The organism is Streptomyces sp. NPDC031340 (genome assembly GCF_055569945.1).
Genome location: NZ_JBVIIE010000011.1, coordinates 128,881 through 141,960, shown reverse-complemented (window position 1 = coordinate 141,960; position 13,080 = coordinate 128,881). Strand labels below are relative to the sequence as shown.

At 70.5% G+C, this 13,080-nt stretch carries 12 protein-coding genes and 1 other RNA gene; 8 read left to right on the top strand and 5 right to left on the bottom strand.

The genetic code is table 11. The features are described 5' to 3' along the window. Window positions 1–1,107, top strand: coding sequence for a peptide chain release factor 2 (gene prfB, locus ACZ5GT_RS10990; protein ID WP_469018803.1), 1,107 nt, complete (start codon window positions 1–3; stop codon window positions 1,105–1,107). Window positions 1,108–1,412: 305 nt separating this feature from the next. Next, complete coding sequence (locus ACZ5GT_RS10985; protein ID WP_469018800.1) at window positions 1,413–2,015, top strand: hypothetical protein; 603 nt, start codon at window positions 1,413–1,415, stop codon at window positions 2,013–2,015. Window positions 2,016–2,222: 207 nt separating this feature from the next. Here ACZ5GT_RS10985 and ACZ5GT_RS10980 read toward each other — a convergent pair whose 3' ends face one another. Beyond that, on the bottom strand, window positions 2,223–2,414 hold the full coding sequence (locus ACZ5GT_RS10980; RefSeq protein WP_016438128.1) for a hypothetical protein: 192 nt from the start codon (window positions 2,412–2,414) through the stop codon (window positions 2,223–2,225). 311 nt (window positions 2,415–2,725) lie between these two features. On the opposite strand from ACZ5GT_RS10980, the gene ftsE reads away from it, so the two are divergent. The 6 genes from ftsE (at window position 2,726) to ACZ5GT_RS10950 (ending at window position 7,948) form a co-directional block, all read left to right on the top strand. After that, window positions 2,726–3,415 carry a cell division ATP-binding protein FtsE gene (gene ftsE, locus ACZ5GT_RS10975; protein ID WP_110628513.1) on the top strand — a complete coding sequence of 230 codons (690 nt, stop codon included), beginning with the start codon at window positions 2,726–2,728 and terminating at the stop codon, window positions 3,413–3,415. A gap of 41 nt (window positions 3,416–3,456) precedes the next feature. Next, on the top strand, window positions 3,457–4,374 hold the full coding sequence (gene ftsX, locus ACZ5GT_RS10970) for a permease-like cell division protein FtsX (protein ID WP_469018793.1): 918 nt from the start codon (window positions 3,457–3,459) through the stop codon (window positions 4,372–4,374). 68 nt (window positions 4,375–4,442) lie between these two features. Beyond that, window positions 4,443–5,621, top strand: coding sequence for a S41 family peptidase (locus ACZ5GT_RS10965; RefSeq protein ID WP_469018790.1), 1,179 nt, complete (start codon window positions 4,443–4,445; stop codon window positions 5,619–5,621). Between the two features lie 45 nt (window positions 5,622–5,666). Then, the gene (gene smpB, locus ACZ5GT_RS10960; RefSeq protein WP_469018787.1) at window positions 5,667–6,146 is read left to right on the top strand and encodes an SsrA-binding protein SmpB; all 480 of its coding nucleotides are present in this window, start codon (window positions 5,667–5,669) and stop codon (window positions 6,144–6,146) included. Between the two features lie 116 nt (window positions 6,147–6,262). Continuing rightward, window positions 6,263–6,662: a transfer-messenger RNA gene (gene ssrA, locus ACZ5GT_RS10955) on the top strand. 305 nt (window positions 6,663–6,967) lie between these two features. Beyond that, window positions 6,968–7,948, top strand: coding sequence for an extracellular catalytic domain type 1 short-chain-length polyhydroxyalkanoate depolymerase (locus tag ACZ5GT_RS10950; RefSeq protein ID WP_469018784.1), 981 nt, complete (start codon window positions 6,968–6,970; stop codon window positions 7,946–7,948). A 57-nt stretch (window positions 7,949–8,005) separates the two neighbouring features. Here the strand turns inward: ACZ5GT_RS10950 and ACZ5GT_RS10945 are convergent, their stop codons facing one another. The 4 genes from ACZ5GT_RS10945 to ACZ5GT_RS10930 are packed head-to-tail and all read right to left on the bottom strand — an operon-like array spanning window position 8,006 to window position 13,067. Then, window positions 8,006–9,016 (bottom strand): LacI family DNA-binding transcriptional regulator, encoded by a 1,011-nt coding sequence (locus tag ACZ5GT_RS10945; RefSeq protein WP_469018781.1) that lies wholly within the window; start codon window positions 9,014–9,016, stop codon window positions 8,006–8,008. Further along, the gene (gene yicI / locus ACZ5GT_RS10940) at window positions 9,016–11,265 is read right to left on the bottom strand and encodes an alpha-xylosidase (RefSeq protein ID WP_469018776.1); all 2,250 of its coding nucleotides are present in this window, start codon (window positions 11,263–11,265) and stop codon (window positions 9,016–9,018) included. Before yicI ends, ACZ5GT_RS10945 begins: the two co-directional genes overlap by 1 nt. Before the next feature lie 12 nt (window positions 11,266–11,277). Then, the gene (locus tag ACZ5GT_RS10935; RefSeq protein ID WP_469018771.1) at window positions 11,278–12,102 is read right to left on the bottom strand and encodes a carbohydrate ABC transporter permease; all 825 of its coding nucleotides are present in this window, start codon (window positions 12,100–12,102) and stop codon (window positions 11,278–11,280) included. Continuing rightward, complete coding sequence (locus tag ACZ5GT_RS10930) at window positions 12,099–13,067, bottom strand: carbohydrate ABC transporter permease (RefSeq protein WP_469019005.1); 969 nt, start codon at window positions 13,065–13,067, stop codon at window positions 12,099–12,101. Before ACZ5GT_RS10930 ends, ACZ5GT_RS10935 begins: the two co-directional genes overlap by 4 nt. Window positions 13,068–13,080 lie beyond the last annotated feature (13 nt).

Below are 13,080 nucleotides of genomic sequence, written 5' to 3'. Positions count from 1 at the left end.
GTGGCAGTCGTCGATGTATCCGAAGAGCTAAAGTCCCTCTCCTCGACCATGGAGTCGATCGAGGCCGTTCTGGACCTCGACAAGCTGAGGGCAGACATCGCCGTGCTCGAGGAGCAGGCGGCCGCGCCGTCCCTGTGGGACAACCCGGACGAGGCGCAGAAGATCACCAGCAAGCTGAGCCATCTGCAGGCCGAGGTCAGGAAGGCCGAGGCGCTGCGCGGGCGGATCGACGATCTCTCTGTGCTCTTCGAGATGGCCGAGGAGGAGGACGACCCGGACACCCGCGCCGAGGCCGAGTCCGAGCTCGCCGCCGTCAAGAAGGCGCTGGACGAGATGGAGGTCCGCACCCTGCTCAGCGGGGAGTACGACGCCCGTGAGGCGCTCGTGAACATCCGCGCCGAGGCCGGCGGCGTCGACGCCGCCGACTTCGCCGAGAAGCTCCAGCGGATGTACCTGCGCTGGGCCGAGCGCCACGGCTACAAGACCGAGGTCTACGAGACGTCGTACGCGGAGGAGGCCGGCATCAAGTCGACCACCTTCGCCGTGCAGGTGCCGTACGCCTACGGCACGCTCTCCGTGGAACAGGGCACGCACCGGCTCGTGCGCATCTCGCCCTTCGACAACCAGGGGCGCCGGCAGACCTCCTTCGCGGGCGTAGAGGTGCTCCCGGTGGTCGAGCAGACCGACCACATCGAGATCGACGAGTCCGAGCTGCGCGTGGACGTCTACCGCTCCTCCGGTCCCGGCGGCCAGGGCGTGAACACCACCGACTCCGCGGTGCGCCTCACCCACCTGCCCACCGGCATCGTCGTCTCCTGCCAGAACGAGCGGTCGCAGATCCAGAACAAGGCCACCGCGATGAACGTCCTCCAGGCCAAGCTGCTCGAGCGGCGCCGCCAGGAGGAGCAGGCCAGGATGGACGCCCTCAAGGGCGACGGCGGCAACAGCTGGGGCAACCAGATGCGGTCGTACGTGCTGCACCCGTACCAGATGGTCAAGGACCTGCGCACGGACTGTGAGGTCGGCAACCCCGAGGCCGTCTTCAACGGCGAGATCGACGGATTCCTCGAGGCCGGGATTCGCTGGCGCAAGCAGCAGGAGAAGTAACCGCGAACAGCTTTGTCGACTTGGCAACTGCCGCCCCACGGGCGGCAGTTGCCTTTTGTGTAGGCATCGTGTCTGGGGTTTACGTCACACTCACAGACTCCAACTCCCGGCAAAGAAGGCCGAATTCAGACATTGCGCGCGCAACGGCCTTGACGTTGCTGTGAAAAGTGGGAAGGGTGAAGCCTCGGCATGCGTATCTCTGGGGCGCATGTGAACCGGGGGGCTCCTTCCAGGCGGCCGTCCCCGTCGATCACGGCCCCCGAGCGCCGCCTCACTGACGATGAGCTACTGGGGGTAGCAACCAGATGACCAACAAGATGCGCGTCCGCGTCGCGCGGATCGCCGCGGGTGCCGTGATCGCCGCGGGCGCCTCGCTGACCGCCGCGGGCGTCGCGGCCGCCGACGACTGCGATCTCCTCGACATCTGCGTCACGCCGGAGCCGACCCCGACCGACCCGGCGCCGACCGAGACCACGCTGCCGACGGAGCAGCCCACCGAACAGCCCACGGCGTCCGACGAGCCGACCGACCCCACGGAGGAGCCCACCGAGCCCACCGAGGAGCCGACCGACGACCCGACCTCGCAGCCCACCGACCCGGGCAACGGCAACGGCGGTGGCAACGGGAACGGCAACGGCAACGGGAACAACGGGGGCGGCAACAGCAACACCGACCCCGACGGTGGTTCCGGCACCTCCGCGCAGGAGGAGGGCACCTCCGCCCTCACCGACACCGGCACGGACGCCTCTAACGGCACGGCGGCCCAGGGCGGCGGCGACGAGCTCGCCGAGACCGGTGCCGGCCAGACCGTCTTCCTGGTGATCGGCGCCGCCACGATGATCGCCGGCGGTGTCGGCTTCCGCGTCCTGCCGCGCCTGGTGGGCGGCCGCGGCGGCGCCGCCGCCTGACCCGGACCGGCGGGCGCCGCCGCCTGACCCGGACCGACGGCGGCCGCCCGCGCACGGAGCGTGCGCGGGCCGTCGGCGGACGGACCACGCGCGGGACGTCGGCACACCGTGGGACAGCGCAGGCCAGGGGGCCCGGAGCGAGTCACTCGCTCCGGGCCCCTGCCGTGTCTGTGTTCCGGGGTCCCGCGCACGGTCCCGGTCGCCGCGCTACGCGGTCTGGTGCGCCAGCAGCGCCACCGCGGCGATCAGCACCGCGAGCAGCGCGATCAGCGCCATGGGGTTCAGCCCCGCGAAGAAGTTCTCCTGCTGCAGCCGCTCGCGGTTCGCACGGCACACGGGGCACCGGCCCTCGCTCACGGGCGCCGCGCAGTTCGCGCACACCAGCCGGTCGTACGTCATGCGCTCGCCCTCCTTGCCCGACGGTTCCACCGGGTGAACGCCCGAAGGTCCCCGGACGTTCCCCCTCCACTGTGCCAGGTTCGCCCCGGCGGTGCCCGGGGTCGTCCGTCCCGGGGCAGGTGAGGCTCGTCTCGCCGGGGCCGGCCGACGGGCGTCCGGCGCCCCGTACCGCCTCCTCGCGGTCCCCCGGAGGCTCCCCCGTGCGGTACAAAACCACACATCCGCTGCGCAACCGTCACCGGTGCCTGCGCTCACGCACCCGACTCGCGTATGGTCACGCTCATCTACCCCCGGCGACCCGTGGTGCATCCGTGATCCGATTCGACAACGTCTCCAAGGTCTACCCCAAGCAGAGCCGTCCTGCACTCAGGGATGTCTCCCTGGAAGTGGAGAAGGGCGAGTTCGTCTTCCTCGTGGGGTCCTCCGGCTCCGGAAAGTCCACCTTCCTGCGGCTGATCCTCCGCGAGGAGCGGGCCAGCCACGGACAGGTGCACGTCCTCGGCAAGGACCTCGCCCGCCTGTCCAACTGGAAGGTGCCGCACATGCGCCGCCAACTGGGCACGGTCTTCCAGGACTTCCGCCTCCTGCCGAACAAGACGGTGGCGGAGAACGTCGCCTTCGCGCAGGAGGTCATCGGCAAGTCGCGCGGCGAGATCCGCAAGTCCGTGCCGCAGGTGCTCGACCTGGTCGGCCTCGGCGGCAAGGAGGACCGCATGCCCGGCGAGCTGTCCGGCGGTGAGCAGCAGCGCGTGGCCATCGCCCGGGCGTTCGTCAACCGGCCGAAGCTGCTCATCGCCGACGAGCCCACCGGCAACCTCGACCCGCAGACCTCCGTCGGCATCATGAAGCTGCTCGACCGGATCAACCGCACCGGCACGACCGTCGTGATGGCCACGCACGACCAGAACATCGTGGACCAGATGCGCAAGCGCGTCATCGAGCTGGAGAAGGGCCGCCTCGTCCGCGACCAGGCCCGCGGCGTCTACGGCTACCAGCACTGACCGCGTCCCGACCCGTCCACGGAAAGGCTTGATCCGACGCCATGCGCGCCCAGTTCGTCCTGTCGGAGATCGGTGTCGGTCTCCGTCGCAACCTGACGATGACCTTCGCGGTCATCGTCTCCGTCGCCCTGTCCCTGGCCCTCTTCGGCGGCTCGCTGCTGATGAGCGACCAGGTGAGCACCATGAAGGGCTACTGGTACGACAAGGTCAACGTCTCGATCTTCCTCTGCAACAAGAGCGACGCCGAGTCGGACCCCAACTGCGCCAAGGGCGCGGTGACCGAGGACCAGAAGAAGCAGATCATGGCCGACCTCGACAAGATGTCGGTCGTCCAGAAGGTCACGCACGAGTCGCAGGACGAGGCGTACAAGCACTACAAGGAGCAGTTCGGCGACTCCCCGCTGGCCAGCTCCCTCACGCCGGACCAGATGCAGGAGTCGTACCGCATCAAGCTGAAGGACCCGCAGAAGTACCAGGTCATCGCGACCGCCTTCGACGGGCGCGACGGCGTGCAGTCGGTGCAGGACCAGAAGGGCATCCTGGACAACCTCTTCGAGCTGCTCAACGGCATGAACTGGGCGGCGCGGGCGGTCATGGCGCTGATGCTCGTGGTGGCGCTGATGCTGATCGTCAACACCGTGCGGGTGTCGGCGTTCAGCCGACGGCGTGAAACCGGCATCATGCGCCTGGTCGGCGCCTCGGGCTTCTACATCCAGGCGCCGTTCATCGCGGAGGCCGCGGTCGCCGGGCTGATCGGCGGGACGGTCGCGTGCGGATTCCTGCTGGTCGCCCGCTACTTCATCATCGACCACGGGCTCGCCCTGTCGGAGAAGCTGAACCTGATCAACTTCATCGGCTGGGACGCCGTCCTGACGAAGCTGCCCCTCATCCTCGCCACCAGCCTGCTGATGCCCGCACTGGCCGCGTTCTTCGCGTTGCGCAAGTACTTGAAGGTGTGACGCACGCCAAGAGGGTCGTACGGTCAACGGGCCGTGCGGCCCTCTTGCGTTGTCCTAGACTCACCGGCATGTCAGGCCGTGACCTGTTCTGCCAGCCCCGCCGCGTCCGCCGCGGGGCCGCCCTGACATTGGTCTTCGCGAGCGTGCTGGTGGCCGGCGCGGCGACCGGCTCGCTCCCCGGCCCCGACCGGAAATCCGCCTCGGGCGCGGCCCGTCCGGCCGCCCCCGTCAGTCATCACGAGGACGTCGCCGAGGCCGCCCGGCAGGCCATGGCGGACGGCAAGTCCCCCATGGAGGCCGCCGAGCACGCCGTCAGCCGCAGCGGGGACCGCTGGGGGGCCGTGTACTCGCAGGGCGACTACGAGGAGTTCGAGGAGGCCCTCGACGGCCGCTACACCGGCGTCGGGCTGTGGGCGCGGCGCGAGCGGGACGGCCGCGTCGAGGTGACCCGGGTCCGGCCGGGCTCGCCGGCGGCCGCTGCCGGGATCCGCAAGGGCGACCGGCTGCGCACCGTCGACGGCCGGAAGGTGGACGGCCTGCCGGTCACCGAGGTCGTCGCCCTGCTGCGCGGCGACGCCACCGACGCGCCCGCCGGCACGACGGTCACGCTCGGCCTGCAGCGGGGCACGCGGGGGTGGCAGGAGACGGTGCGGCGGGCCCGGCTGTCCACGGACTCCGTCACCGTCCAGCGGCTGCCCGGCGGGGTGACCGTCATCCGCATCGACGCGTTCACCAAGGGCTCCGGCGACGCCGTCCGCACCGCGGTCCGGCAGGCCCCGGCCGACGCCGGCGTCATCCTCGACCTGCGCGGCAACTCCGGCGGCCTGGTCTCCGAGGCCGTCACCGCCGCCTCCGCCTTCCTCGACGGCGGCCTGGTCGCCACCTACGACGTGGACGGCGACCAGCGCGCCCTGCACGCCGAACCGGGCGGCGACACCACCCGACCCCTGGTCACGCTCGTCGACGGCGGCACCATGAGCGCGGCCGAGCTGCTCACGGGCGCCCTGCAGGACCGCGGCCGCGCGGTCGTCGTGGGCTCCCGCACCTTCGGCAAGGGCTCGGTGCAGATGCCGAGCCGGCTGCCCGGCGGCTCCGTCGCCGAGCTGACCGTCGGCCACTACCGCACCCCGTCCGGGCGCGGGGTGGACGGCCGGGGCATCACCCCCGACCTGGAGGTCGAGCAGGGCGACCGGCAGGTCCTCCAGCGGGCCGAGACGGTGCTGAGCGGTCTGGGCGACGCGGATTAAGGACTGGCCCGGACACCCCCGCGCAGTGCGAAAATGGTCGGCACTATGGTTAAGGAAAAAGGGCGCAAGCTGATCGCGCAGAACAAGAAGGCGCGGCACGACTACCACATCCTCGACACCTACGAGGCCGGTCTCGTGCTCACCGGGACCGAGGTGAAGTCGCTGCGCCAGGGACGGGCCTCGCTGGTCGACGGCTTCGTCCAGCTCGACGGGAACGAGGCGTGGCTGTACAACGTGCACGTGCCGGAGTACAGCCAGGGCACCTGGACCAACCACACCGCCCGCCGCAAGCGGAAGCTGCTCCTGCACCGCGAGGAGATCGACAAGCTGGAGTCGAAGTCCCAGGAGACGGGTCACACGATCGTGCCCCTGGCCCTGTACTTCAAGGACGGCCGGGCCAAGGTCGAGATCGCGCTGGCGCGCGGCAAGAAGGAGTACGACAAGCGGCAGACGCTGCGCGAGAAGCAGGACCGGCGCGAGGCGGAGCGGGCGATGTCGGCGGTGCGGCGCAAGCAGCGGGCGTGACCTCGCCGCCGCGTCGTCCCGCGGCCGCCGGGAATATGCTGGCACGCGGGTGTGTTGGTCACGTACGATGGCATCAGCACCGGCCACGGCCGGGGTGAGCATTGAAAAATCAACATGGGGATGATCGGTTTCGACAGCGGCTGTCGAAGCAGGGGAAGCGTGTCGAGGAAGCGGCCATGATCTCGTAAACCACAGGCCGAAAAAAATAATCGCCAACATCAAGCGCGATTCCTCCCAGCAGGCCTTCGCCCTCGCTGCCTGATCTCAGGTAGCGAAGCGAGCCTCCTACTAAGGGAGTGTCAGCCCGGGGCTGTTCCCGACCCGGATCCTGGCATCAGCTAGGGGACTAAACCTTGATCCCGGTCACGGGGTGAAGAGGGAAACCAAACAGTGACTGAGCCCGTCGGAGACTTGTCCGCGTGATCTCCGGGGCCGAGAAAAGCGAAGCGGACTGCACACGGAGAAGCCCTGATTCCGCACCGTTGGACGCGGGTTCGATTCCCGCCATCTCCACGAAGACGACAGGCGACGTGTGCCCGCGACAGCGCGGGCCACGTCGCCTTCGTCGTTCTCTGCGCGGCTTCGCCGCGCGGGCGGGGGCTTTGCCACCCGCACCCCCTTGGCGACGACAGGCGACGTGTGCCCGCGACAGCGCGGGCCACGTCGCCTTCGTCGTTCTCTGCGCGACTTCGCCGCGCGGGCGGGGGCTTCGCCACCCGCACCCCCTTGGTGGACGCGGCGCGCCCCCACAGTCCGGGGCGCCCGCTTGTGGGGCCCGGGGCCATATCGGGAGGTCGTTCACGCTTCTACGGTCCATGTTCATGACACAGACCAGAGCCGCACGCCGCCTCACCGTCCTGGCGACCCTGCTGGTCGCCCTGCTCGCCCTCGTCCAGCCGGGGCGGGCGCACGCCGCCGCCTCCCTGGAGGAGGTCACCGGCTTCGGGTCCGACCCCGGCGCCCTGCGCATGTTCCGCTACGTCCCCGCCGGCCTGCCCGCCGGACGCCCCGTCGTCGTCGCCCTGCACGGCTGCACACAGGACGCCGCCGGCTACGGCGCCGGCAGCGGCTGGCTCCAGCTCGCCGACCGCTGGGGCTTCTCCGTCGTGCTGCCGCAGCAGCAGACCGCGAACAACGCCTCCAACTGCTTCGACTGGTTCCAGAGCGGCGACATCGCGCGCGGGCAGGGCGAGGCCGCCTCCATCGCGCAGATGGTCGACCGGCAGCTCGCCGACGTCTCCGGCGACGCCGGGCGCGTGTACGTGACGGGGCTGTCAGCCGGGGGCGCGATGACGGCAGTGATGATGGCCGCGTACCCGGAGAAGTTCGCCGCGGGCGGCATCGCCGCCGGGCTGCCGTACGGCTGCGCGCAGGCCGCCGGATCGCCGTACGTGTGCATGTACGTCGGCGCCACCCAGACCCCGCAGCAGTGGGGCGACCGGGTGCGGGCCGCCCGGCCCGGCTACGGCGGGCCCTGGCCGACGCTCACCGTCTTCCAGGGCACCGCCGACTACACCGTCAAGCCCGTCAACATGAACGACCTGATGAAGCAGTGGACGAACGTGCACGGCGCCGACCAGACCGCCGACGTCAGCGACACCGTCGCCGGCTACCCGCACCAGGTCTTCCGGGACCCGGCCGGTGACCCGGTCGTCGAGACCTACAGCATCACCGGCATGGGCCACGGACAGCCCGTCGATCCGGGCAGCGGCGACACGCAGTGCGGGACCGCCGGCGCTTACCTCCTCGACGTGAACCTGTGCGCCGCCTACCGGCTCGGGCTGGCCTGGGGACTCGGCTGAGCCGGTCCCCACGTTCCGGTCCGCACCCCGGTCCGCACCCTCCGGCCGGCGCCTGGGTCACGGCGCGTCGCGCGGTGCCGTGCTCGCCCGGTCCGTCAGCCGGGGCGGCAGCAGCGTGGCCCCGGGCACGGGCGTGCCGTCCAGCTTCCGCATCAGCAGCTCCACCGCCCGCTCGCCCACCTCGGCGGACGGCAGGGCGACGGAGGTGACGGGGACCCGCAACGACTCGGCCAGCTCGTCCGGGCAGATCGCGGTGACGGACAGGTCACCCGGGACGCGCAGGCCGAGCTGTTCGAAGGCGTCGATCAGCGGCTCCAGGACGGGCTCGTTGTGGACCACGACGCCGGTCAGCGCGGGCTGCTCGCGCAGCAGCCGCTCGGCGACCAGGCGGGCGGCCGCGGGGGAGGCTTCGCAGGGGTGGACGGAGGAGGCGAGACCGCAGCGGTCGGCGGCCGCGGTGAAGCCCTGGACGACGCGCTGGGCGAACGCCGTCTGCCGCACGTACACCTCCGGCGGCGACCCGACCAGGGCGACCACCCGGTGCCCCAGCCGCGCCAGATGCTCCACGCAACGCTCGCCGGCCGCCATGAAGTCCAGGTCGATGCAGGTCAGCCCGTCCGGATCGGCGGGGAAGCCGATGGCCACCGACGGCCGGTCCAGCGAACGCAGCAACGGCAGCCGCGGATCGTGGAGCTGGACGTCCATCAGGATCAGCGCGTCCACCAGCGCCGTGTCGGCGACCCGCCGGAGCCCCTCCTCGCCCTCCTCCTGGGTGAGCAGCAGCACGTCGTGGTCGTGCCGGCGGGCGGCGGTGACCACCGACACGGCGAACTGCATGACCACCGGCACATGGATCCCGGTGCGTAACGGGATCACCAGCGCCAGCACGTTGGACCGGCTGCTGGCCAGCGCCCGGGCGCCGGCGTGCGGCCGGTAGCCCAGCTCGCGGATGGCCTCCTCGACCCGGCGCCGGGTCTCCTCGGAGATCGGGCGCTTGCCGCTGAGCGCGTAGGAGACGGTGCTGGGGGAGACGCCGGCCCGCCGCGCCACATCCGTGATCTTTACCATCAGGACAGCTCCAGGGAGAGGAATCCGGTACCCGCCTGTGCTCGCGCCGTCCGCTCCCCGGCCGCCAGGTTCCACGGGGCCGCCGGATCACTGCACGACGCCCGCAGTGTGTCCCCCTCGCGCACGACCGTGAAGACCACCTCCCCGACCCGCACTGTCACCTGGGCGCCCCGCCCGAGCTCGTACGCCCGCAGCGTCACCCCGTCGGCGTGGTCGTAGTCGGGCCGGTCGGCCACCGCCCCCACCGGGATCACCGCTCCCGGCCTCACCAGCAGCGGCACGCCGAGGAAGCCGTGCCGCTCGCGTACCCAGCGCGGGCCGGTCACCGTCTGCCCGCTGACCAGATGGGTCCAGGTGCCGGCCGGGCAGTAGTACGCCACGTCGCCCTCGTCGTCGAAGACCGGCGCCACCAGCAGGTCCGGGCCCAGCATGTACTGCCGCTCCAGATGCGCGCACCCGGGATCGTCCGGGAACTCCAGCACCATGGCCCGCATCACCGGCACGCCCTCGGCGTGGGCGGCGCGGGCGGCCTCGTACAGGTACGGCATGAGGCTGAGCTTGAGCCGGGTGAAGTGCCGCAGCACGTCCACCGACTCCTCGTCGAACAGCCACGGCACCCGGTAGCTGGAGCTGCCGTGCAGGCGGCTGTGCGAGGACAGCAGCCCGAAGGCCAGCCACCGCTTGAACAGTGCCGGCGTCGGGGTGCCCTCGAACCCGCCGATGTCGTGGCTCCAGTAGCCGAAGCCGGACAGGCCGAGCGACAGCCCGCCGCGCAGCGACTCGGCCATCGACTCGTACGTCGCCTCGCAGTCGCCGCCCCAGTGCACCGGGAACTGCTGGCTCCCGGCCGTCGCCGACCGGGCGAAGACGACCGCCTCGCCCTCGCCTCGATGCCTGCGCAGCACGTCGAAGACGGTGCGGTTGTAGAGGTGCGCGTAGTAGTTGTGCATCCGCTCCGGGTCGGAGCCGTCCGACCAGCTCACGTCGACCGGGACCCGCTCGCCGAAGTCGGTCTTGAAGCAGTCGACGCCCTGCGCGAGCAGCGCCTCCAGCTTGGAGGCGTACCAGTCGCGGGCCGCCGGGCTGGTGAAGTCGACCAGCGCCATGCCCGGTTGCCACAGGTCCCACTGCCAGACGCTGCCGTCCGGCCGCCGCAGCAGGTGGCCGAGCGCCTTGCCCTCGGCGAAGAGCGGGGAGCGCTGGGCGATGTACGGGTTGATCCACACGCAGATGTGCAGGCCCCGGGCCTTCAGCCGGGCCAGCATGCCCTCCGGGTCCGGGAAGACCCGCGGGTCCCAGCTGAAGTCGCACCAGTTGAACTCGCGCATCCAGAAGCAGTCGAAGTGGAACACCGACAGCGGCAGTTCCCGCTCCCGCATGCCCTCGATGAACGACGTCACCGTCTCCTCGTCGTAGGAGGTGGTGAACGACGTCGACAGCCACAGCCCGAACGACCAGGCGGGCGGCAGCGCCGGGCGGCCGGTCAGCGCGGTGTACTTGCGCAGCACGTCCTTAGGGGTCGGGCCGTAGATGACGTAGTACGTCAACTGCTGCGACTCCACGCTGAACTGCACCCGCGAGACCGCCTCCGAGCCCACCTCGAAGGACACCTTGCCCGGGTGGTCCACGAAGACGCCGTAGCCCGCGTCGGTCAGGTAGAACGGGGCGTTCTTGTAGGCCTGTTCGGTGGCCGTGCCGCCGTCGGCGTTCCAGATGTCGACGACCTGGCCGTTCTTGACCAGCGGGCCGAAGCGTTCGCCCAGCCCGTACACCGACGCGCCCACCCCGAGGTCGAGTTGCTCGCGCAGGTAGTGCGCCCCGGCCGCGTCCCGCATGATGCCCATGCCCTTGCGTCCGCTGCCGGTGAGCCTGCGGCCGTGGGCGAGGAAGTCGACGTGCCAGGGGCCGGTGCGGGCCACCCGGACCGACAGCGCGCCGGAGGTGAGGGTGGCGTGCTCGTCGTCGTAGGACAGTTGGGGTGTGAACTCCTCCTCGTGCAGCTCGAATTCGGGGCCGGGCGGCTGCTCGCCGGTGAAGTGGGTGAGGGTGACGCCGACGACGTCGGGCATCGGGGCGTGCGCGGTGATCGTCACGACCGGTCCCTTCAGCAGGTCACCGCGGTGGCGGATGGGCCGGGTCGGCGCGTGGATCTCCAGCGCGCCGCCGGACTCGACGACGTCGTGGACCTCGGCCGGGTGGGCCGCGGTGACACCCTCGCGCAGCAGCCAGTAGCCGTCGGTGAACTTCACAGGCGCACCCCTTTACTTGACGGCGCCCACGGCGATGCCGCGGGTGAGCGTCCGCTGGAAGACGAGGAAGAAGACGATCGCGGGCAGCACGCCCAGCAGCGCGGCGGCATTGGTCATCGTGGCGTCCATCAGGCGCTGGCCCTGCAGGACGCCGAGCGCCACCGACACGGTCTGGTTGTCGTTGGAGATCAGCATCACCAGCGGGAGCAGGAACTCGTTCCAGGTCCAGATGAAGAAGAACACCAGCAGCACGCCGAGGGTGGGCCGGCTGACCGGGACCACGATCCGCCACAGCACCTGCCACTTGTTCGCGCCGTCGATCCGGGCGGCCTCGATGATCTCGAGCGGGAACTGTCCGAGGACCGAGGAGAGGAGATACGTGCCGAAGGCCGCCTGGATCACCGTGAACACGATGATCACGCTGAGCCGGGTGTCGTACAGGCCGACCTGCTTGCTCAGGTAGTAGACCGGGTAGACCAGCGCCTCCTGCGGGAGCATGTTGGCGAGGACGAAGAAGGCCAGGATCCAGGTCCGGCCCTTCATCCGGCCGATGCCGATCGCATAGGCGTTGAGCACCGACAGGGCGGCGGCGAGCACGGCCACGCAGCCGCTGATCAGTACCGAGTTGAAGAGTTTCTGGCCGTAGTCGACCCGCTGCCAGAAGTCCTTGAGGCCGTCCAGATAGAGGCCCTCGGGCAGGCTGAGCGGGCCGTGCGCGGAGTACTCGGCCGGCGATTTGACCGCGTTGACGGCCACGATCACGAACGGCACCACCATGAACAGGGCGGCGAGGCACAGGGCCAGCAGCACGGGGTAGCGGCGCAGGGCGGCGGTCATGCGCGGGCCCCTTCCTCGGCGTCCTCGGCACGGGTCTGGAGTTTCAGGCCGATCAGGGAGAGGCCCAGGATGATCACGGTGAGGATGGTGGAGATCGCGGCGCCGTAGCCCACCTGGGTCTTCTCGAAGAAGGTGGCGAAGGAGAAGTACGACGGCACGTCCGTCGCACCGCCCGGGCCGCCCTTGGTCAGCACGTACACCGCGCCGAACACCTTCAGCGCCGCGATCGTGCACCAGGTCAGCACCACATAGGTCTCCGGGCGGATCTGCGGCAGCGTGATGTGCCAGAAACGGCGCCACCAGCCGGCTCCGTCCAGCTCGGCCGCCTCGTACAGCTGCGGGTCGACGCGTTGCAGACCCGCCATGAAGACCACCAGCGGAAAACCGATCTGCACCCACACCATCACGCCCATCACGCTGTACAGCGCGAGGTCCGGATCGCCGAGCCAGTCCTGCTGCCAGGAGCCCAGGCCGACCGCCTTGAGCAGTTCGTTGAGGGAGCCGTTGTCGGGGGCGAGGATCCAGCTCCACACGATCCCGGCGACCGCGATCGGCAGCACCTGCGGGAGGTAGAAGCAGGCGCGCAGCACCGCGGCCACCTTGCTGCCGAAGTGCTTGCCGACGTAGTCGAACAGCGCGGCGGCGAGGACGAGCCCGAGCACCGTCGGCACGGCCGCCATGGCGACGACCATGAACATGCTGTGCCGGAAGGACGCCCAGAACTCCGAGTCGTCCATCAGCTCCCGGTAGTTGGCGAGCCCGGTCCACTTCGGGCTGCCGACGCCCTGCCAGTCGGTGAAGCTCACGCCGGTGTTCATCAGGAACGGCAGGACGATGATCGCCAGGAAGGCGAGGATCCCGGGGAGCAGGAAGAGCGTGTACGAATCGCGGGTACGGGGGCGGCGGGGGGGGGGGGGGGGGGGGGTGGCCGGGGAGCCCGTGCGGCAGTTCCACGTGGACCGCACTGGCTTTGCTGTC

Bases quoted from the DNA above. Each gene is read 5' to 3' on its own strand.
- smpB (WP_469018787.1), top strand. From the start codon at position 5,667: ATGGTTAAGGAAAAAGGGCGCAAGCTGATCGCGCAGAACAAGAAGGCG.
- ACZ5GT_RS10965 (WP_469018790.1), top strand. From the start codon at position 4,443: ATGTCAGGCCGTGACCTGTTCTGCCAGCCCCGCCGCGTCCGCCGCGGG.
- ACZ5GT_RS10950 (WP_469018784.1), top strand. From the start codon at position 6,968: ATGACACAGACCAGAGCCGCACGCCGCCTCACCGTCCTGGCGACCCTG.
- ACZ5GT_RS10935 (WP_469018771.1), bottom strand. From the start codon at position 12,102: ATGACCGCCGCCCTGCGCCGCTACCCCGTGCTGCTGGCCCTGTGCCTC.
- ACZ5GT_RS10980 (WP_016438128.1), bottom strand. From the start codon at position 2,414: ATGACGTACGACCGGCTGGTGTGCGCGAACTGCGCGGCGCCCGTGAGC.
- ACZ5GT_RS10985 (WP_469018800.1), top strand. From the start codon at position 1,413: ATGACCAACAAGATGCGCGTCCGCGTCGCGCGGATCGCCGCGGGTGCC.
- ftsX (WP_469018793.1), top strand. From the start codon at position 3,457: ATGCGCGCCCAGTTCGTCCTGTCGGAGATCGGTGTCGGTCTCCGTCGC.
- ACZ5GT_RS10945 (WP_469018781.1), bottom strand. From the start codon at position 9,016: ATGGTAAAGATCACGGATGTGGCGCGGCGGGCCGGCGTCTCCCCCAGC.